Raw genomic sequence first — 20,841 nt, forward strand, 5'->3', positions numbered from 1 at the left:
CTCAGGTCAGGTCGCCGGTGAGATAGTGGGTGATGACCGGACCGACCTGCGCCACGAGCTCGTCGCGATCGGCTGCCACGATCTCGGGCTGTCGGATCACGAAGCGCAGCATGAGAAGTCCGAACATCTGGGAGGCGATCAGCGCCAGTCGCCGCTCTCGGCGGTCGGCGCGGACCGCACTGCCGAGCGCGACCTCCACGATTGCTCCCGGGACATCCTGCGCCGGGCCGGCGGCAGGGTTGGTCGAAGCGATGAGGCGCAGTACGCCGGGAATGTGCGATTGCAACTCCGGTGATTCCCACGCTGCGATGGCTCGTCGCACGAACTCCGGGCCGGCACGCTCGTCGGTCGGCATGTCGGCGAACACCAGCGAGAGGTCGACGGGCGGTCGTAGTGCCTCGGCCACCAGATTCTTCTTCGGCCCGAAGTAGTGATGGACCAACGCCGGGTCGACACCGGCACGACCGGCCACGGCACGCACCGTGGTCCGGTCGAACCCGTTGTCCGCCAATAGTTCCCGGGTCGCCGCCAGGATCTTCTCGCGAGTGTCGCGCGACTGTCCCGCCGGCGGTCTCCCCCGCGTCCGCCCGGTCATCGCAAATCCGGGGTTCGCGCGAGAACCAGCATCCGCTCCTCGATGGTCGCCGGGACCGTGGTGACCTCGCCGGAGATGTCGGCATGCTCGAGAATGCCGCGCACCCGCGCCGGATCGGTGTCGGCCACCCGAATGGTCCGGCCGGCGAGGATGACCGGAACGCCCTTGCCCTGCAGCGCCGCGAAGGCGCTGCGCCAGTCCGGCGTGTCGACGAGCGCAGCACGCGTGTCACCGACGACGTCGTCCTCGCTGCCCTGCGCGACCAGCCGACCCGCCGACATCAGCAGCAACCGGTCGCACTCCTGCGCCTCCTCCATATAGTGCGTGGTCACGAGCACCCCCACCCCGGAATCCGCCTGCGCGCGAATCGTGTCCCAGAGCTCCGCCCGGGACAACGCATCCACCCCCGAGGTCGGCTCGTCGAGGACGAGGACGTCGGGATGATGGGCGAGCGCGACCGCGAAGGCGACCTTGCGCTGGGTGCCGAGCGGCAGATTCCCGACGAGGGTGTCGGCGTAGCCCGCGAGATCGGCGGGGACCGTCGCATCACCGTGATAGGCATCCGCGCTGAACGTCATGTTCTCGCGCACGGTCAGATCGCGGTACAGGCCCAGATTCTGGGGCACGTAGCCGAGCCGCGCCCGCCGGCGCTGGTCTGGTGGGCCGTCGAACAGCGAGGTCTGCCCGTCGGTGGGGGCGAGCAATCCCAACAGCATCCGGATGAGGGTCGTCTTACCGGCACCGTTGGCACCGAGGAGTCCGACGACCTCACCGGAATCCACCGACATCGTGACCTCGGACACGGCGACGAAATCACCGAATCGTCGGGTCACCGAATGGCTGCCGAGTAGCGATCCGGTGGCCTCGGGCATGGTCCCCCGGTGCTCCGCGCTCATGCCGGTGCCCCCTGACGGTTCCGCCGTGCCAGGGAGAGTGCGATCACGATGTCCTCCAGATCGGGGTCGACCCGGGAATCCGGGGTCGTCTCTTCTTCGGTCGTCCAGTATTCGTGACGCTGGTGGCCACGCCGCCACGACCAGTCTCGTCGCACCGGCGTGGCACCCTCGGTGATGATGCCGGAGAAGCCTTCTCGCACCGAATCGTAGGATCCGTCGACGAGTACGTGACCGTCGTCGAGCACGACGAGATCACCCGCACGCTCGGCCTCGTCGAGGTAGGTCGTCGACATCAGGACGGCGGTCCCCGCGGCCGCCGTCTCGGCGATCATGCCCCACAGGTCGATCCGACTCACCGGGTCGACGCCCGTGCTCGGTTCGTCGAGGATCAACAGCGGTGGGCGGTGGATCATCGCCATCGCGGTACCCAGCTTGCGTCGCATACCGCCGGACAGATCCCGCGCCAGGCGGTCGGCCGCCACCGACAGACCGGAACGCTCGATCAATTCGTCACGGCGCGAACGGAGTTGCTCTCCGCCGAGGCCGTAGATGCCGCCGACGAAGTCGAGATTCTGCCGGACGGTCAGCGCGCCCCAACTGCCCGGACCGGCCGCGAGGAAACCCACCTGCTTCTTGGGTGGACGGTGCACCTGTCCCGAGTCGGGTTGCACCTCGCCGGCGAAGAGTCGCAGCAGGGTCGACTTCCCGGCTCCGTCACCACCCACGATGGCCACGATCTCACCCTCGTGAGCGCGCACGCTCACCGAGTCCAGCGCGGCGGTCTTCCCGAACGTCACGGTGACGTCGTCGGCCCCGATCATGACGCGGCCTTCTCCTTGGCTGCGTGTCGATGACCGGTACCCGGCGCGAGATCACGCCGGAACCGCATGGTCGCGGCGGTGAACACGACGACCGCCATCACCGCGAGCACCAGCAACGGGAGCCAGAGCGTCGAGATGGGCGCCCCGCGCAGCATCACCGCCTGCGAGATCATCGTGAAGTAGGTCAAGGGCAGCAGATACCCGATCCAGCGCACCCCGGCGGCCATCGCGTCGAGCGGGAAGATCATGCCGGACAACAGGATCTGTGGAAGAAGGAAGAAGAAGGCGGTTTGGATGGCCTGCCCGGTGGTCTGGGAGATGGTGGAGATGAACACCCCCAGACCCAGCACCACGAACAAGAACAACGCCGCGGCGATCGCGAAGGTGAGCACGTTGCCGTTGAACGGCACGTCGAACAGGAGCATGCCGAGCACCGTCACGATGATCATGTCCACGGCCGCGACCAGGAAGTAGGGGACGATCTTGCCGAGGATGACCTGGGCAGGCGAGATCGGCATCACCGCAAGCTGTTCGAGCGTCCCGGTCTCGCGTTCCCGCACCAATCCGATACTGGTGATGATCGTGCCGATGAAGGTCAGGATGAGACCGATGATCGCGGGCACCATCACCCACGACGTCTTGAGCGAGGGATTGAAGAGCACCTCGATGTGCACCTTGGCACCGAACTTGTTGAGGGCACCGACCGCCGATTGCGCGGCGAACAGATTGGACCCGTCGACAAGCGCCTCGATGGGCGCGGTCGGCGAGTCACTGGTCACCATTGCGACGTCGACCTTGTTGTCGCGCAGCATGTCCCGGGCATCGGCAGCAGTGGCCCCGGCCGCTTTGTCGGTCACCTCGAAGTACGACGGCAGGCCGGCGGCGACGGTGTTCGCCTGCGGTCCGACCACCGCCGTCTGGACGGAGGAGACGTAGAAGTTGGCGGCGTATCCGAAGATCACCAGCAACAGCAACGGCATCGCAACCAGTAGGCCGAGCGTGCGCTTGTCGCGCACCAGTTCGCGGAATTCCTTGATGATCATCGCTCGCATACCTGCGACGGTAGGTCCGCGCAGGTCAAAAAGTCAACAGTTGTTGAATTAATTGTCCGAATCGTGCCGCCGGACGTCGGTCATGTGGCTGCTCCGACACCGTCGGCCACAGCCGGCCCGACGACTTCGTAACGGGCGCACACGAATGCCTCGTTGCGACCGTGCTCGATCAACCGGAGATCGGCGGGGCGGGTGAACAGTGGACGCCCACTACCGAGCATGACCGGGGCGATGTTGACGATGACCTCGTCGAGCATGGCGGCTTCGGCGAACTGCGCCGCCAGATCCCCTCCCCCGACGACCCAGATGTCTTTTCCGCCGGCCGCGTCGAGGAGGGTCTCCCGGAGATCGGCGGGCGCGCCGGAGACGAAGCGGATCGACGGTGCCACGGCATCGAGGTCACGGTGGGTGAACACGAATGTCGGTGTCGTATACGGCCACGGTTTGCCGTCGCCGACCTCGTGATCGACCACCCACCGGTAGGTCGTGGCCCCCATGACCACCACTCCGATGTCGCCGATGAAGTCGGTGTAATTCATCGGACCGTTCTCGTCGATGGGTTGACGCAGCAGCCATCCGAGGTCGTCGCGGTCGTCGGCGAGGAACCCGTCGAGGGTCGTTGCGGTGTAGTAGCGGAATCGAGCGGTCATGAGAATTCTCCGATTCGGTTGCGGTGCCAGATGATCGGGTCGGGGTCCCGGCGGTCGGCCGGGAGCTCGATGCCGGCGTCGCGCATCATCATTCGCGCGAGGACTCGCCGGTGGGCGGCAAAGGTCACCACATGGGCGACGATCTCGGACAGCAGAAACGACTCCGGCGGTTCACAAATGGCGTCGATGACGCGGTCTGCCCAGGCATGCCGGCGATCGATCTCCCGAACCAGCGCGAGCCAACGACCCGAGACCTCCTGGTGTAATGCGATCAAGGCGTCGAGGCCGGTCGGGATGTCGGCCGGCGCATCTGCGCCCTCGATCGCGGCGAGCCACGGCACCTTGTCGGCGACCAGGTGTGCCAGCACGTGGGCGATCGAGTCGTCGGGCCCCTGCCAGTCGGTGATCCGGTGCTCCGGCAACCTGATTCGCTCGTATTCGGCGGCTTCGAGTCCGGTGGCGGCATCGAGCAGCACGGCAACGTCGTCGAGGTCGTGTCGGACCATCAACGCCACCGGATTGCCCGCGGTCTCGCCGTGTCCTCCGGAGGTGCCCGTGCCGTCGGAGTCCTCGACATAGAGACCGGTGGGCGAATGGAAGTGGATTCCGTTGGGTGCGGGGAGCCAGTGTCCGCGGGAGGACTCGGTGCCGGTGGAACCCGGTGGGTGGCCGAAGGCACGGGAGTACGCCCGGCTGAATCCCTCGACGGAGTCGTAGCCGGAATCGAAGGCCACCTCGGTGACCGAACTCCCCTGGCGCAGATACCAGCACGCCCGTTCGAGCATCACCCGTCGACGCATCGCCACCGGCGATTCGCCCGAGAATCGGCTCACCTGCCTGCTGAAGTGGAATTGGGAGCTGTGCGCACTCGCCGCCATTCCCGACAGCGAGACGTTGTCGTCGGCGAGGACTGCGTCGAGCAACTCGCGCACGCGGTCACGACCGGAGTCGGTCACGACCGGAGAACCGCGGTCGTCGTCATGGTGTCCAGTATCGGCCGCCGACGCCCTGCGCCGCTTGACCGTTCTTGCGGTCCTCTCCCGAGGAGCGCTCGCTCGACTGCCGTACCGACCGCACTCGACTGCCGCGACGGTGCCCGGTGGACACCTGCGGGTGAGTCGCGAGATCGGCTCCTCGGTAGCCTCCTAGACATGAGTGACACACAGTGGAAGGCCTTCGAGGTCGCGGTCGCCGACGACATCGCCGAGGTGAGCCTGATCGGCCCCGGCAAGGGCAATGCGATGGGCCCGGATTTCTGGGCGGAGCTGCCGGTGCTCGTCGCCGAACTCGACGCCGACGATGCGGTGCGCGCGATCGTGCTCCGCGGTTCGGGTGCCCATTTCTCCTACGGCCTCGACCTCGCGGCAATGGCCGGCGATCTCGGTGCGGTGCTCGCCGACAGGGCGAAAGCCAAGGCACGCACCGAGTTCCACGACACGATCCGTCGCATGCAGGCATCGATCACCGCCGTCGCGGACTGCCGCACACCGGTGATCGCGGCGATCTCGGGCTGGTGCATCGGTGGCGGCGTGGATCTCATCACGGCTGCCGACGTGCGCTACGCCAGTGCCGACGCGAAGTTCAGTGTGCGCGAGGTGCGCGTGGCGATGGTCGCCGACGTCGGCACCCTGGCCCGCCTGCCCGGGATCATCGGCGAGGGCCACCTGCGCGAGCTCGCGTTGACCGGCAAGGACATCGACGCCGCCCGCGCGGAGAAGATCGGGCTCGTCAACGACGTGTTCGCCACCCCGGAGGAGGCACTCGAGGCCGCTCGCGCGACCGCTCGCGAGATCGCCGACAACCCGCCACTGGTGGTTCAGGGCGTCAAGGCCGTGCTCGATCACAGCCGTTCGGCGGCCCAGGCCGACAGTCTGCGTTATGTGGCGGCCTGGAACGCGGCGTTCCTGCCGAGCAACGACCTCACCGAGGCGGTGACGGCCGTCTTCGAGAAGCGCAAGCCCAGGTTCTCCGGCTCCTGAGAACCTGCCGCTCACCGCCGGAGACGCCCGTCAGTCGGTCGGTGTGAGTTCGAAGACCGGGATCAGTCGGTCGGTGCGCTTCTCGTAGAGGTCGAAGTTGGGCCACACCGACCGCAACTCCTGCCATGCGGCGGCTCGGTGGTCGTCGTGGAGTTCGGCGACGCGCACCGCCCGGCGCCGGCCACGGTCGATGATCTCGGCGGAGTCGGTGGCGCGCAGGTTGTAGACCCACTGCGGGGTCTTCTCGCCGCCGAAATACGATCCGGCGATCAACCAGCGCCCGCCGGAACGCGGGACCGCAAGCAATCGCGTCTGTCGCTCCACACCACTACGCCTGCCCGCCACCACCACAGTCGTGTTCGGCAATCCGGCGATGTCGAGCAGTCCGTACCGCTCGCCGGTCACCGTACGTATCACGTTGTCACACTTGACAATCTGCGGAAGATAGCGCGGCATCCAGGGAATCGAGCCGATGCGCACGGCCAGCGGGGTGAGTAAGCCCATGCGCCCAGTCTGACATGGGCCCGGCGCACGAGACCGGCATGGTTGCGCAGCGGGCCCCGATACGTCAAGGACAGAACTCACAGGTGTGGATGCACTTGCGCACCACAGGTCCACGTCGGCGCAGGATCTGCCCATGACATCCGATCACCGCATTCCCACCTCGACCCAGCACGTCCCCGGGGCCGCCGACCCCGTACCCGACAGCACCATTCCCGACAGGGCCGTTCCCGACACCGATCCGATCCCGCCGACCGAGATCGCCCAGCTGCCCTTCTACGACGCCGCCGAACTCCGCGAACGGTGGCGCGCCCTGTTGGGGCCGCTCGGATTCGACGAGTCGACCCTGTGGCTGGTCTTCGTCGAACGCGGCACGCAGATGATTCCCGTGATCAACCAGCTACCGCTGCCGCACACCCCCAATCGCCATCTCCTCGACACGATGATGGGGCACCTCGGCCAGGTGATCGCCGCCAGCGGCGGATTGTCCCTGGCCGCTCTGCTGGCGCGTCCGGGGGCGGACGGGGTGACGGCCCGAGACCGCGGGTGGGCATCGATGATCACCGAATGTGCTGCGCGCCATCGAGTCCCACTGCAGCCGGTGTTCCGCGCCAACGACATCGCCGTGGTCGCGTTGCCCGGAGACGCCGAGTCGGGTGCGCTCGACGCGGCGTCGTGACCTCGACCGTGTGTCGGCGGGACGGCGCCTCAGCCGGCAGGTGAATACGTCGGGACGGGTTGTGCGTCGAGGTCGACCGCACCGTTCATCGGTTGATCCACCTCCACGGTCGTCCCCCCGCCGTAGGTCGCGGTGTAGTGCGCCTGCCAGGTGACCCCGCCGAACACCGATACCGAGGTGGGGGTTGCCGGATCGAGTTCCCGGACCAGGTCGTGCAGACCCGTCGGCGCGCGCCAGCGAACCGAGGACACCTCTGCCGAACGGTACAGGCGTTGTGTGCATCCCGGCCGATCCGTCGAGGCGTCGGCCTGCGTCGAACTCGCGCACCGATCCAGGTAGGTGTGCAGCGCCGAGTCCACCGCAGCGTTGCCGGCGTCGCCGAGGGTGACACCGGGATCGCCCCTCGTCGGCGCCGCAGCACCACCGGTGACATCGGTCGAGTCGGTGACGGCGAGGTAGCGATTGCTGCTCGTCCAGACCAGGCGACCCGGAAAGACATACGCGGTACCGATCCCGGCCACCGGCCGACCCTGCAGCGACAGACCGGGAATCGTCGACGACGCCAGGTCCACCGCGGCGAGACCGTCGTCGACCAGCCATCGCCGGCCGTCGCGCACCGTGCGATACGTCGTGCGGACCGGATGGCCACCGATCCGGAACTCGGCACCGACATCGACGGACCCGGCGGGGGTCCGGGAACCGGTCGGCGCGACCGGAGTCGTTGAGCCGCCGCTGCTTTCACGAGAACCGAGCTCGTGTACGGAGACGTCGGTGATCGCGGCGGCGGCGCGCGCCCGCGCCAATGCGTCGGACGTCAGGAATTCGCGCGACGGGGGCTCGGTCATCAGCGCGAGCGCGGCGGCACCGTCGGCGTCGGCGACCGCGCGCAGAAAGGCGGAGACCGTCTCGGCCGGGGTGGACGGCGAGGAATCCTCACGCCCATAGGTGAACACCAGCGTCGTCGCCACGGCAACGACGATCACCACCAGCGTGGCGGCGCCGGCGAGCCATGCTCGTCCCGGCCGGCGACGCCACGTGGCGGTGGGTTCACTCACCCCTCTGCATCCACTCCTTCTGCGTCACCCTTCGGCGACTCCCCCGCGGTGTCCGCTCCCGCGATGTTTCCATCCTGCGCACCGAGCGAATCGGTGAGCGTCGCCGCCAACAGCCGGGCGAACGCGGCCGGGTCGTCGAGTTCGCCGCCTTCGGCGATCAGCGCCATGCCGTAGACGAGTCGGGCGGTGTCGACGAGCGACTCGTGATCGGCGGTGGCGCCGAACGCCTTGTTCAGGCCGGCAACCAACGGGTGCCCGGCGTTGAGTTCGAGAGCCCGCTTGGTCTTGGGCACCTCCTGACCCGACGCCCGATACAGCTTCTCCAACTGCGGCGACATCGAGAAGTCGTCACCGACGAGGCACGCCGCCGATTCGGTGAGTCGTTTGGACAACCGGGCCTCGGTGATGTCGTCGGAGAGCGCCTCGCCCAACCACGTCAGCAGACCCTCGAAATCCTTGGCCTTCTCGTCGTCGGCATTTTCGGTGTCGGAGTCCCCGTCGATGCCGTCGAGGTCGACGGCGCCCTTCGCCACCGACCGGAACTGCTTGCCCTCGAACTCCAGGCCGGCACCGACCCACATCTCGTCCACCGGGTCGGCGAGGATCAGCACCTCGATTCCCTTGGCGCGGAACGCTTCCAGATGCGGGGAGCTCTCGATCTGCTGGCGCGACTCACCGGTCATGTAGTAAATCGAGTCCTGCTTCTCCGGCATCCGGCCCACGTAATCGGCCAGCGACGTCAGATCCTCGTCACTGTGGGTGGAGGCGAACACCGACGCCTTGAGGACGGCGCCGCGGTTGTCGACGTCGTTGACCAGACCTTCCTTGAACACTCGACCGAAGCTCGACCAGAAGGTCTGGTAGTCCTCCGGCCGGGAGCCGCGCATCTCGCTGACCGTCGAGATGACCTTCTTGGTGAGGCGGCGCCGAATGGCACGGATCTGCCGGTCCTGCTGCAGGATTTCCCGGGACACGTTGAGCGACAGGTCCGCGGCGTCGACGACACCCTTGACGAACCTCAGGTACTCGGGCATCAGCTCTTCGCAGTCGTCCATGATGAACACGCGCTTGACGTAGAGCGAGATCCCGACGTTGCGCTCGCGCATGAACAGATCGAACGGCGCCTGGGTGGGGATGAACAGCAACGCCTGGTACTCGAAGGTGCCCTCGGCCTTGAGCGTGATGATCTCCAGCGGCTTGTCCCAGGCATGCGCGACGTGCCGGTAGAACTCCTCGTACTCCTCATCGGAGACCTCATCGCGCGAGCGCGCCCACAGCGCCTTCATCGAGTTGATGGTCTCGGGCTCGACGGTGGTGACGGTGGTCGGCTCACCGCCCTCTTCCTCGGCGGGCGTCGTGGTGGTCTTCTCGACATCCATCCGGATCGGCCAACCGATGAAGTCGGAGTACTTCTTGACCAACGAGCGCAAGGTGGCCGCGTCGGTGTAGTCGTGCAGGTGGTTCTCGGTGTCGACGGGCTTGAGCGTCAAGGTGACGGCGGTGCCCTGCGGCGCGTCGGCGACCTCGTCGAGGGTGTAGGTGCCGTCCCCGGTCGACTCCCACCGGGTACCGGTTGCCTCGCCCGCCTTCCTGGTGAGCAGGGTGACCGTGTCGGCGACCATGAACGTGGAATAGAACCCGATACCGAACTGGCCGATCAGCTCGTCGGTCGTGGCGGAATCCGATCCGGACTTCTGTGCCTCGGCGAGCTGCTTGCGCAACTCCGCGGTACCCGACTTGGCGAGGGTGCCGATCAGATCGACCACCTCCTCACGCGACATGCCGATGCCGTTGTCGCGCACGGTCAGGGTCCGCGGACCCGACTCGCCCTCGGCGGGCGTCACGGTCTCGAGCGTGATGTGCAGATCCGACGTGTCGACGTCGAGATCCTTGTTCAGCAACGACTCCAGACGCAGCTTGTCGAGCGCGTCCGAGGCGTTCGAGATCAACTCCCGCAGGAAGCTGTCCTTGTTGGAGTAGATCGAGTGGACCATCAGGTCCAGCAGCTGCCGGGTCTCGGCCTGGAATTCTCTGACTTCTGATGCGGTACTCATCGACGACCTCCACATGCTCTTGGATCACCTATCCCCGACCGGGCGTGCGCCGCGACGGAGGCGGTCTGCCCGGGTCGGGGGACAACGTCGGATTTTAGCGAGCCGTGAACGCAGTACCCTGAACAGGGTCTCGAACGATAGACGGCGCCCGGTCGCCCGACACCGAGGAGGTGACGACGGTAGATGACGGTTCCGCGGATGATGCTCGTGCACGCCCACCCCGACGACGAATCATTGTGGACCGGGGGCACGATCGCCCGTCATGTCGAACTCGGCGGCGACGTGTCGGTGGTGACCGCGACCTGGGCGACGGGTACGTCCCGGCACGGCGAACTGTGTAACGCACTCACCGAGCTGGGGGTGACACGCGAGCCGATCATGCTGGGATTCGCCGACGACGGGGTGCCCGTGTCGGCACCCGGCGCGAAGAGATTCTGCGACGTCAGCTTCGACAAGCAGGTACGGATTCTGGTGGGCCACATCCGCCGGCTGCGCCCGGAGATCCTGCTCACTTACGATCCGGTCGGCATCTACGGGCACCGCGATCACGTTCACGCGCACCGGCTGGCCCTCGCGGCCGCCGATGCCGCAGGCGCCTCCATGCTCCATCGGAGCACCGGACCGGCCTGGCGCATCCGCTCGGTGTACATGGCCACCATCGCCGACTGGATGATCGAGGACGTCGTCGACGACTTCTTCCCGACGATCTCCCGGTACGCCCTGCCGGGGACGCCACCGTCGGGCATCGACCTCGAACTCGACGTGTCGGCGTGGGTCAAGCAGAAGGCCGCGGCGGTCGCCTCCCATCGCTCGGAGGTGGAACGCAGCCAGATGATCTCGAGCCTGATGAATCTGCCGCGCGAACGGCGTGACCGCCTGTTCGGCACCGAGTGCTACATCCGCCGAGACCTCGTGCGCGGCGGCGTCGATCTGTGAGAAGTGTTCTGCCAGCCCGTCGTCCGCGCAGTCACTGACCCGCCGGGGAGGAGCGCAGTCCGCTCGCGCGGTGCACGCGACGACCGACCGCCGCCCGTAACGTCTCCGGGGTTCCGACGATCCGCACCCGCGACTTGGCGCGGGTGATGGCGGTGTAGAGGAGTTCGCGGGTGAGCAGCGGCGAATCCGGCGGTGGCAGAACGACGGTGACCGCATCGAACTGGCTGCCCTGGCTGCGGTGGATGGTCATTGCGTAGGCCCACATCGTCTCGGCCAGCCGCGCCGGCGGGACGAACATCGGATCACTGAACTCGCTACGCCGGAAGGCAACGGTCAGCGACGGATCGCCGGCCTCGGCGATCACCACACCGCAGTCGCCGTTGAACACCCGGTTCTGCCGATCGTTGGCGGTGACCAGGATCGGCATCCCGGGTTGTGGCACCGCGAGATCGGTCGTCACAGGCGGATGGCCGGGGATCTCCGCGCACCACTCGACGATCTGACGCGTCCACCCATGCACACCCCACCGACCCACACGGTGTGCACACAACACGCGGTGTGAATCGAGCACCTGCAGCGCGGTCGGCGCATCGCCGGCACGGGCCGCCGACCACAGATCGGTGACCCAGGCGACGACGTCGCGGTGGATCGCGGGATCGTCGGGCTCGACGAGTGTGATGTCGGCCAGCTCGCCGGAGCCGATGAGCTCGAGCACGCGATCGCCGTCACCGTCGTTCACCGCCGCGGCGACCGTGGCGATGCCGTCGCGGTTGCGGAAATTGCGGGTCAGTTCGACGATCCCATCGGCCAACCGCGGACGTTCCGATGCGGTGATCCGCGACTGATCGGCCAGTGCCATGATCTCGGCATCGAGTGCGCTGTCGTGGTCTGCGTCGCTGGGATGTGTTGCGCCGCTGGAGTGTATTGCGCCGCTGGAGTGTATTGCGCCGCTGGGTGGCCGCTCGACGAGGTCGGCGAGCACCGCCCCGGCCTCCACCGACGCGAGCTGATGGGGATCGCCCACCAGGATCAGGCGTGCATCCGGGCGCACCGCCTCGAGGAGGTGACTCATCGCGGTCACCGACAGCATCGAGGTCTCGTCCACGACCACCACGTCGTGCGGCAAGCGATTGCCACGCCCATAGCGCGGACGCGAACCGGGCCGCCAGCCCAGCAGTCCGTGGACGGTCACCGCGTGTACCGGTGGGCCGCCTGACGGTTCACCCACCGCGGCCGGACCGAGCCCGCGGCTCATCCCGTCGAGTGAGGCCTGCAGCTGGGCGACCGCGCGGCCCGTGGGAGCGCACACCGCGATGTGCAGGCGTGACGGGGCGAGCCGATCGAGGACGGCGAGGATGCGCGCAACCGTGTAGGTCTTGCCGGTACCCGGACCGCCGGTGAGCACCGAGGTCCACCGCGAGGCGGCGAGCGCAGCGGCCAGCCGCTGACGTGGTGCGAGGCCTGCGCCCTCGCCGAAGACCTCGTCGAGAGCACGGGCGACCCGCTCGGCCGAGACGTCGGGAACCGACGCGGCCCGTTCGGCGAGGACGGTGCGGATCACCTGCTCCTGCTGAAAGTACTTGCGCAGGTAGATCAATGGCCCGTCGGCGGTGTCGGCGACCACCAACGGACGCAGGGGGCCGCCCGAGGCGCCGACGACCAGCGGACTCGAGCGCAACCCGCCGACGAGTTCGTCGGCGGGCGGCAGCGCCGGCATCGCCGCCGGGCCGTCCGCCCCGACGGCACCACCCACTGCGGGCGCGGAGTCGTGTCCTACCCCCGCGGCGATGTCGGACAGGTCGCGCACGGCCAGACAGGTCGAGCCCAGTCGCACCGCGCGCACGGCCAGCGCTGCGGCGAACTCGGCGATCTCCGACACCGGCTCACCGCACATACGCACCAGTCGGTTCGCGACGTGCACGTCGGCGGCGTCGAGGATACCGGCGGCGTTGGCATCGCCGAGTAGCCCGCGGGCGCCGCGCACCCGCCTACCGTCATCGACGCGGTCACCGGGGCCGGCGGGATCGTCGGCCGTGACCGCCGTGACCGGTGGCGTGGGATGGGTCATCGCGGCACTCCCGCCAGCAGGTCCGAAAGCGCCGTGATCAGCTCCGGCGGTACCGACCACTCGAACACCCCGCAACCCGGAGGCGTCGACGGCCCGGCCATCCCCCGCACGAAGTGGTACTGCACCGGCCCGAGATGCGACGCGGCCGCGTACCCGGGCAATCTCCACCGCAGATAGCGATGCAGCGCAACCGAATACAGCAACGCCTGCAACGGATAGTGGGAGCGGATCATCTCCGCGGCCATCGCCTCGGCCGAGAAGTCCTCGACCATCAACGCCCCCGGGTGCAGGCGATTGGTCTTGTAGTCCACCACGACGAAGCGTCCGTCGGGGATTCGCAGTACCGAATCGATGCTGCCGGTGAGGAATCCGCGCAAACGTTGGGTGGGCAGCGACGCCAGGATCGGCACATACGGTCGCAGGAGATCGTCCTCCGGCAGCAGGTCGTCCATCAGATCGGCGATGGCGGCCAGTGGTGCGCCCGCGCCGAGGGGGTCATCGCCGGCCACCTCGGGCGGCCCGAGCGGCATCTCGAAGTCCAGCTCGGCCAACCGGTCTCGTGGTCCGACACTCCAGAGGTCACCGAAACCCAGTGGCGTGGTGAGAACCTTGTCGAGGGCCGAGGTCAGCGCGTCGGCGTCCACCGGCAACCCGTAGCGAGATGCCGACCGCTCGCACAGTTCCCGCACATGTGCGCGCCGGTCGGGTGCCGAGGTGTCGACGTACTCGAGGGTTTCGTGCACGAGGATGCCGAAGGCCGCACCGAACGGCATCCCGTTCATCGGTGACGGTGTCCCGGCCCGATCGTCGGCGACGGCGATCGGCAGTGCCTCCTCGATGACCCCGACGGGCTCGTCGTCCACGGCCTGCGCCTCGGGTTCTGGTTCACTGCCCCGGCCACCCGGACCGAGGGAGGCGTGTCCGGCGGCGGCGATGATCGCCGAATACGACGTGCGCCGCCACCCGCTGTCGATCCGGCCGCCGAACACCGCCGCGGAGAGTTCCTCCGGTGACCGCTCGGACGTGTCGGACACCCATCGCCCGGGATCGAGGCCGCCGGCGGATTCGACGCTGATGGTGTCGGTACCCGCACCGAGCTTGACGAGCCGGGCCTCGCACTCGTCGGGGTCGGGCACCCGCACCGACTCGGCGACGGTGGTACCCGGCTCCATGTAGCCGGGTGGGTGGCCGAAGATCAGACGATGCAGCGCCGAATCGCTCGTGCCGCGCGAGGGTGCCCACCAGGCGACCACCTGCGAGCCGGCACGGGTCAGCGCCACATACAGCTTGCGCAGGTCCTCCCCCGCGTCCTCGGCGACACTGCGGCGCAGACGTTCGGGACGCCCCGTGGTGTCCTGACCGCCGACGTCGAGGTGCCGCTCGCCGTTGTCGTCGTGGTACCGGAACGTCTTCGGCGAGGAGTTGCGGGCGCCGTCCCAGCCGAAGGGGACGTACACGATCGGGAATTGCAGGCCCTTGCTGGCATGCACCGTCATGATCTGTACGACCTGGGTATCGCGGTCGAGTCGCCGGGTCTGCTCATCCGAACGCCGCCACAGCGATTCGTCGGCGATGCGGTCGGCCAGCCACTCCGACAGACTCGACAGTCCGCAATCCTCCTCCACCACATGGCGATTGCACACCGTCGACACCTGCAACAGATCGGTGAGCATCCGCTCACCGTTGGCGCCGGCGAGTACACGACCGGCCACGCCGTGGTCGGCGAGTATCCGCTGCGCCATCGCAGCGAACCCCCCGTCGTCGAAAGTCCGTGCCAGATCCGCCAACCCGGCCGCCAGCTCGGTCAGTGCGGCGTCGTCGGCGCCGGCCAACCGGTCGGGGTCCCAGCCGATGAGCGGGGTCAGTGCAGCCAGCGCCACCCGGTCGTTACGCGAGGGTGACTCGATCGCCCGGAGCATCCACAACCAGTGCCGCGCACTCATGGTGGCGAACACGCTCGTGCCGGTCCCCACGACCGACCCGATACCGTGGGCGCCCAGCGCGTTCTGCAGCGGCTCGATGGTGCGGTTGGCCGACACCAGTATGGCGATGTCACCCGGGTGCACCGCACGGATTCCGGAGTCGGTGCTCAGGTGGGTGCCCGACGCGAGCAGCGATGCGACATCGGCTGCGACATCGGCGATGACGGCCGCGCGGACATCGTTGACCGAGGCGAATGCGCTGTTGCGCATGAGAACCGGGAAATCGTCGTGGCGAAACCAGCGCACGCGCAACGACGGCACCGGCTTCTGGGCGTCTGGGGTCCGGGTGTCTGGGTGTCTGGGGTCTGGGGTCTGGGTGTCTGGGGTTTGGGCGTCTGGGCCGGTCGCCGCCGAGATGAGCCGGCTGCCCGGCCGACGGGCGTTCACCTGGTGCACAGTGATCTGGTCGTTGCCGAGATTGGCGCCGCCATAGATCCGGAACAGCGCCTCGACGAGGTTCTCGTCCGAACGCCAGTTGGTGTCCAGGGCCAGGCGCTGCCCCGCCACCCGCACCGCGTCGAGATAACTGAGGATCTCCGCGCCACGGAAGGCATAGATCGACTGTTTGGGGTCGCCGACGAGCACCAGACGCCGCTGACCGTGAAAGCACCGGCGCAGGATCTCCCACTGCAGCGGGTCGGTGTCCTGGAACTCGTCGACGAGGATCAGCTCGAAGGTGTCGCGGATACGCGCACACGCGTCGTCGCCGATGTTCTCGTCGATCACGATGCGGTACAAGATCATCTGCAGATCGTCGTAGGTGCGCAGCCGGGATTCGCGTTTGCGGCGCTCGACGATCTCGCGTACGCGACGGCAGAAGTTGACGCGCCGGGTCGCGGCACGGTCGGCCCGCGGTGCGCCCTCCGCGTCGGCGGCACCGGCCGGGACGAGGTCCACAGCCGGATTACGCACGGCCTCTTTGGCGATGGTCACCGCATCGTCGAAGGTGAACACCGGATCGTCGGGGTCGCGACCGAAGCCGCGTAGATACAGATCCAGGGCGGTCTCCTCGACGAGATCGTCGACGTCCTCCACGATCTCGTAGACCAATTCGCGTTCACCGAGGAACCCGAGCGCCTCGAGCATGCGGTTGCAGAAGGTATGGGTGGTGGCGATGGTCGACGCGTCGAAGTCCGACAGGGCACGGGCGAGCCGATCACGTCGTAACGCGATCGTCTCGGCGTCGCCGGCGAGGATCAGCGTCAGCAGTTCGTCCGGTTCGCCGCCGGGCGTCGGCGAGGAATTGGTGTCGGGCGCGTCGTCTCGGGCGTCGATCGCGCTGAGCAGACCGGCGAGGCGGTCGCGCATCCGCTCGCGGAGTTCGGCGGTCGCCGATCGGCTGAAGGTGACGAGCAACAGCTTGTCGATCGGCAGGCCCTCGGCGATGTGGCGGGCCGCGATGCCGACGATCGCATAGGTCTTACCGGTTCCCGCGCTGGCCTCGAGCACGGTGGTGTGCTCGGCCAGGGGCTCGTCGAGCCGGAAGGGACGCGGGGCGTCGAGTCGTCCGTGGGCGACACCTGCTGCGGGGAAGGTCATCTGATCACCTCGTGCTCGACGACGGGTCCCCACAGCCGGCGGGCGAGCGAGGTGAAGACCGGCTCACCCGGCGTCAGCCCGATCTGCGCCCACGATGCGGTGTCGGCGGCGCACACCGAGGTCAACGTGTCGAAGTCGACGGACGCGGTGACATCGCCTCCGTAGACGAAACGCAGATAGGGGTCGGTATGTGCACCGAACTTGCCGGCGAACGTGGTGGCCGCCGCATTCAACGCGATCATCTCCGAGCTCCCGCTCGCGCGTTTGATGCCATAGGCGGCACCGGGATCCAGCGGCAACGGCAACACGGTGCGCAGACCGAGCCGACGGATCCCGACGAGCTCGGCGAGCAGCGCGAGCGGATCGTCGGGGCCGGCCAGTCGGACCACCGAGATCCCGGGTGCCTTGCGATCGGCCCGGCCGATCATCGTCGTCGAGTCGATCAGGGGACCGCCGACCACGCCGCAGCGTTGCGCAGCGGCGAGCGCGACGAGCCGAATCCAGGCCGAAAGCCGATGTTTGGCACGAACTTTCGAGTAGGTCGCGGCGACGATACCGCTGCCGAACACGTCGCCGACACTGCCGTGGACCCGGGTACCGTCCGGGAGATCGAGCACGAAGTCGCGGGTCGCGGCATCCCCGTGGCGCAGACCGACGGCCGCGTCGTACACCGCACCCACCTGACGGGAGATGCGGATCAGTTCGCGTCGCCCGAATTCGGCAGGCGGCAGGGTGCCGCGACGTACCTCGGCCATCTGGCAATCCCGGAGATCGGCGCCGGCGAGCATCCGGGCCAGCAGCCGGTCACCGATCGCCCACTCCTCGAGCCCGGCGACCCTGACCTCGAGACGGTCGGAATCGTCGTGCTCCTCATCAGGCATCCGGGCACCGAGACGCTGACGCACGAAACCCTCGATGGGATTGGCGAAAAAGGTGACAAGCGAAGCCAATTCGACGTCGGAATCGGTGTCGGCTGCGGGCGCATCGAGGTGGGCGCCGGCGATCGGGCGCACCGGCCGTGTGGTGCCCCGCAAAGCACGGGCGCCGGCGAGTAGTCCGCGATCGAAACTGAAGGGACCCTCGACACCGCCGACGACGGCGCGCTCGAAGTTGCGGGCATCGAACCCGTGCAGGGTGTGCCGCCAGATCACGTCGGCGGCCCGGATACCGCAGAGGGTGGCGACCGTGTCGGCGAGTTCGCTGACGACCACCGCAGGCGGCACCCTACTGCCCGATACCGGGTCGGCGCCGGTGTAGAAGACCAGGAAGTGCTCCTGGGCGGCGGTCAGCGCGTCGAGGAACAACTGGCGGTCCTCGGCACGCGGATTGCGTTCGCCAATCAGGGGAACCCGGCCCAGGATGTCGTCGCCGTCGACGCGCAACGCCCTCGGGAAGGCCTCGGCGTCGACGCCGAGCAGCACGACCACCCGGTGCGGTACCGACCGCATCGGCACCAGGGTGCAGACCGTCAGTTCACCGGTACGGAAATTGGCCCGGGTCGGACGCCCGGCGATCATCATCGCGACGAGATCACGCACATCGGAAAGCCGCAGCACACGATCGCTCGCCGGCGAGTTCTCGTTCTCACATGCGAGTGCCGCCCTGTCAACAGCGCCGAGTGCCGCAGCGTCAACAGCGCCGAGTGCCTCGGTGATCGACCTGCGCGCCTGCGCCGTCTGCCACTCGTCGCCGGGCGCGGTCTCGGTCAACTCGTCGACGATCGTGATCAGGCTCTCGGCCCACTGAGCCGCCGGCGCGGACCCCGACAGGCGCACCACGAGCGCGCCCAGACGGTCGACGAATTCGATCAGCCGCCCCGCGAGGTCGATCTGGGTGCTCTCCACACCCTCGAGGGGCAATGCGGCACCCAGCCATTCGCCGTCGTCCTCCTCGGCGACGACGCCGAGCGCCACCCGGTCGAGCCCCGCGGAGAAGGTTCCCTGTCCGAAACCCGAGAGGCCGAACCGCTTTCGTTGTGTCTCGTCGATACCCCACCGGATTCCGCTGCGCGAGAGCCACTCCCGCACCCAGTCCAGATCGTCGTCGGACATCGCGAACCGCCGGCTCACCGGTTCACGCGTCAGCAGGTCGATGACCTGCCCAGCGGTGATCCGGCCGACGGCCAGTTCGACGACGGTGGCCACCACGTCGAGGACCGGATTAAGATGGCGCAGACCGCGATCGGCAAGTCGGACCCGCAGCGCGGCGGCCGGGTGGTCGAGTCCGCTCTGACCGAAGGCGCCGCGGATCAACGGCGCGAACGTCTCGACGTCCGGGCACATGACGATCACGTCGCGTGGCTGCAGGGTCGGGTCGGCATCGAACAGATGCAACAGCCGGTCCCGCATGGCCTCGACCTGCCGTTCGGGACCATGACAGGCATGGATCTCGACCGAGTCGTCCGCGGTTCGTGTGCCGCGGGACGCGCGGGGATCGGCGTCGTCACGGATGCCGGCCTGCACGGCCTGCAGCACCGTCGACGGCGGATCGTCGCCCGCCCGATGATGCGTCTCGGTGTCGAGGTGCCCGGCAATGGACAGCTGCAGTTCTTGCACGTCGTGGGACAGCCCGGCCAACAACGGATTTCGCAAGGATGGCGGACGCCACGACCCACGTCGGGTATCGGCGGGTACCTCCGTCGTGGCCACCGCACGCCACAGGGCGGGACCGGGGTGCGGAACGAACAGGTGCACGTCGCGGTGGGCTCCGAGCGCCGAGGCCACCTGCCGGAAGGTCTCGGTGATGCGGGTCGGCCCGAACACCGACACCCGCGGCGGGAGGTTCACGGCGGCGGGGTCGGCCCGCACCGCCTCGCACAGGGCACCGAGCCGCTCCACCGGGTGTGCGGCCCCGATGCGGTCGCGGACGGCACACCAGAACCGGGGCTGCCACGCCATGTCGTCGGGCAGGGCCGCTCCGGCACCGTTGCGCTGCCCGCCGGCCGCCCAGTCGGCGAGCATGCCGGGCCGTTGGCGGGCGTAGCGCTCGAAGAGGTCGGCGATGTGGCGCGCGGTGGCGTACCGGCGGCCGAGTCGAGCACCGTCCGGGCCGTCGCCCTCGGTGGTGTTCGTGTCTGCGCCGGCGGCCGCTGCAGTGGATGCAGACCCGATGTGCCGCGCCAGCATCGCCATCTGCGGGTCGTCGATGAGGTCGTCGAGAACCGCGAGCACCGGCCAGACGAGCGCGTCGACGCGCCACGCCGCCGCGAGTTGCACGTCGGTGTCGAGGGCGTCGATCACGGCGTCGGTCAGCTCGCCCGGTGAGCAGAAGCCGATGTTGGCGGCGATTCCGTCACCGAGCTCGGTCGACGATCCCAACCGGACCGCCAGCCGCTGCGACAACCACCGTTCGATCCCTCGCGCGGGCACGGCCACGATCTCGCTTGCCATCGGGTCGGGCAGACCGGTGGTCAGGACGTCGGCGAGCGCGTCGGCCAGGACGTCGGTGCGCTCGGCGCGGTGTAATCGCAGCATGTCGCCTTGCTCCGGTCAGTCCCTCGGCCGCAGCTCCGGGAGTTGCGCCCGGTGGGACTCGAGGATCTCCCGGGCCGACGGCGGGATCGGGGTCGGCCGACCGGTCGCCGGGTCGATGACGACCATGGTGGTACGGGCGAGGGCACACAGGGTGCCGTCGGCGGCCGACAGCGTGGCGCCGATCGTGTAGGAACTCGTGCCCAGACGCGTGATCGCCAACCGCATGACGACGGGATCGAGGGTGTAGTCCAGGGTAGCCCGGAACTCCACGTCCTGACGCACCACCAGGATCGGAAGTCGTTCGGACCCGCCCGGGAACCATCGGGAGAACGCGCGCACCCGACCTTCCTCGAACAGCCGCGCGAATTGCACGTTGTTGATGTGGGCGTTGATATCCATGTCGCCCCAACGCAATTGGAGCTCGACCTCCGCGGGCGCATGCGGCGGTGGCACCTCGGCGTCGGGTGTCGGTGTCGTCGGCTGGGTGTCGGAGTCCACGAGGGGGAGCCTAGCGCCACGCACCGACGGTCACACTCGGCGACCCGCGCCGGGATACGCCCA

At 68.3% G+C, this 20,841-nt stretch carries 16 protein-coding genes; 3 read left to right on the forward strand and 13 right to left on the reverse strand.

The features are described from left to right. Position 1: 1 nt before the first annotated feature. The 6 genes from J6U32_RS17050 to J6U32_RS17075 form a co-directional block, all read right to left on the reverse strand. Positions 2–595, reverse strand: coding sequence for a TetR family transcriptional regulator (locus J6U32_RS17050; RefSeq protein WP_208791373.1), 594 nt, complete (start codon positions 593–595; stop codon positions 2–4). After that, complete coding sequence (locus J6U32_RS17055) at positions 592–1,491, reverse strand: ABC transporter ATP-binding protein (RefSeq protein WP_208791374.1); 900 nt, start codon at positions 1,489–1,491, stop codon at positions 592–594. Before J6U32_RS17055 ends, J6U32_RS17050 begins: the two co-directional genes overlap by 4 nt. Continuing rightward, complete coding sequence (locus J6U32_RS17060; RefSeq protein WP_208791375.1) at positions 1,488–2,312, reverse strand: ABC transporter ATP-binding protein; 825 nt, start codon at positions 2,310–2,312, stop codon at positions 1,488–1,490. Before J6U32_RS17060 ends, J6U32_RS17055 begins: the two co-directional genes overlap by 4 nt. Further along, the gene (locus J6U32_RS17065; RefSeq protein WP_208791376.1) at positions 2,309–3,364 is read right to left on the reverse strand and encodes an ABC transporter permease; all 1,056 of its coding nucleotides are present in this window, start codon (positions 3,362–3,364) and stop codon (positions 2,309–2,311) included. The genes J6U32_RS17060 and J6U32_RS17065 overlap by 4 nt, the downstream gene beginning before the upstream one ends. Positions 3,365–3,444: 80 nt before the next feature. Beyond that, positions 3,445–4,014 (reverse strand): dihydrofolate reductase family protein, encoded by a 570-nt coding sequence (locus J6U32_RS17070; protein ID WP_208791377.1) that lies wholly within the window; start codon positions 4,012–4,014, stop codon positions 3,445–3,447. Continuing rightward, on the reverse strand, positions 4,011–4,970 hold the full coding sequence (locus J6U32_RS17075; RefSeq protein ID WP_208791378.1) for a helix-turn-helix domain-containing protein: 960 nt from the start codon (positions 4,968–4,970) through the stop codon (positions 4,011–4,013). The genes J6U32_RS17070 and J6U32_RS17075 overlap by 4 nt, the downstream gene beginning before the upstream one ends. 195 nt (positions 4,971–5,165) lie before the next feature. Between J6U32_RS17075 and J6U32_RS17080 the strand changes: the two genes are divergently transcribed. Further along, positions 5,166–5,993: a crotonase/enoyl-CoA hydratase family protein gene (locus J6U32_RS17080; RefSeq protein ID WP_208791379.1), complete on the forward strand. Its 828-nt coding sequence runs from the start codon at positions 5,166–5,168 to the stop codon at positions 5,991–5,993. A gap of 30 nt (positions 5,994–6,023) precedes the next feature. Here the strand turns inward: J6U32_RS17080 and J6U32_RS17085 are convergent, their stop codons facing one another. Then, positions 6,024–6,497 (reverse strand): nitroreductase family deazaflavin-dependent oxidoreductase, encoded by a 474-nt coding sequence (locus J6U32_RS17085; protein ID WP_208791380.1) that lies wholly within the window; start codon positions 6,495–6,497, stop codon positions 6,024–6,026. Positions 6,498–6,630: 133 nt separating this feature from the next. Here J6U32_RS17085 and J6U32_RS17090 point away from each other — a divergent pair, with 133 nt between their 5' ends. Beyond that, on the forward strand, positions 6,631–7,173 hold the full coding sequence (locus J6U32_RS17090; RefSeq protein WP_208791381.1) for a hypothetical protein: 543 nt from the start codon (positions 6,631–6,633) through the stop codon (positions 7,171–7,173). A gap of 29 nt (positions 7,174–7,202) precedes the next feature. On the opposite strand, the gene J6U32_RS17095 is transcribed toward J6U32_RS17090, so the two are convergent. Together J6U32_RS17095 and htpG are read right to left on the reverse strand one after the other, a co-directional pair. Next, positions 7,203–8,228 (reverse strand): hypothetical protein, encoded by a 1,026-nt coding sequence (locus J6U32_RS17095; protein ID WP_208791382.1) that lies wholly within the window; start codon positions 8,226–8,228, stop codon positions 7,203–7,205. Beyond that, positions 8,225–10,282, reverse strand: coding sequence for a molecular chaperone HtpG (gene htpG / locus J6U32_RS17100; RefSeq protein ID WP_208791383.1), 2,058 nt, complete (start codon positions 10,280–10,282; stop codon positions 8,225–8,227). Before htpG ends, J6U32_RS17095 begins: the two co-directional genes overlap by 4 nt. Before the next feature lie 183 nt (positions 10,283–10,465). Between htpG and J6U32_RS17105 the strand changes: the two genes are divergently transcribed. Then, positions 10,466–11,218 carry a PIG-L family deacetylase gene (locus J6U32_RS17105; RefSeq protein ID WP_208791384.1) on the forward strand — a complete coding sequence of 251 codons (753 nt, stop codon included), beginning with the start codon at positions 10,466–10,468 and terminating at the stop codon, positions 11,216–11,218. A gap of 31 nt (positions 11,219–11,249) precedes the next feature. Here J6U32_RS17105 and recD read toward each other — a convergent pair whose 3' ends face one another. Genes recD through J6U32_RS17125 form a run of 4 tightly spaced genes read right to left on the reverse strand, consistent with a single transcriptional unit; the run spans position 11,250 to position 20,778 of the window. Beyond that, complete coding sequence (gene recD, locus J6U32_RS17110) at positions 11,250–13,286, reverse strand: exodeoxyribonuclease V subunit alpha (RefSeq protein WP_208791385.1); 2,037 nt, start codon at positions 13,284–13,286, stop codon at positions 11,250–11,252. Continuing rightward, positions 13,283–16,807, reverse strand: coding sequence for a UvrD-helicase domain-containing protein (locus tag J6U32_RS17115; RefSeq protein ID WP_208791386.1), 3,525 nt, complete (start codon positions 16,805–16,807; stop codon positions 13,283–13,285). The genes recD and J6U32_RS17115 overlap by 4 nt, the downstream gene beginning before the upstream one ends. After that, the gene (gene recC / locus J6U32_RS17120) at positions 16,804–20,280 is read right to left on the reverse strand and encodes an exodeoxyribonuclease V subunit gamma (protein WP_208791387.1); all 3,477 of its coding nucleotides are present in this window, start codon (positions 20,278–20,280) and stop codon (positions 16,804–16,806) included. Before recC ends, J6U32_RS17115 begins: the two co-directional genes overlap by 4 nt. Positions 20,281–20,295: 15 nt before the next feature. After that, positions 20,296–20,778 (reverse strand): acyl-CoA thioesterase, encoded by a 483-nt coding sequence (locus tag J6U32_RS17125; RefSeq protein WP_208791388.1) that lies wholly within the window; start codon positions 20,776–20,778, stop codon positions 20,296–20,298. Between the last annotated feature and the right edge of the window lie 63 nt (positions 20,779–20,841).

The sequence above is a fragment of the Gordonia polyisoprenivorans genome, from assembly GCF_017654315.1.
Classification (GTDB): Bacteria; Actinomycetota; Actinomycetes; order Mycobacteriales; family Mycobacteriaceae; genus Gordonia; species Gordonia polyisoprenivorans_A.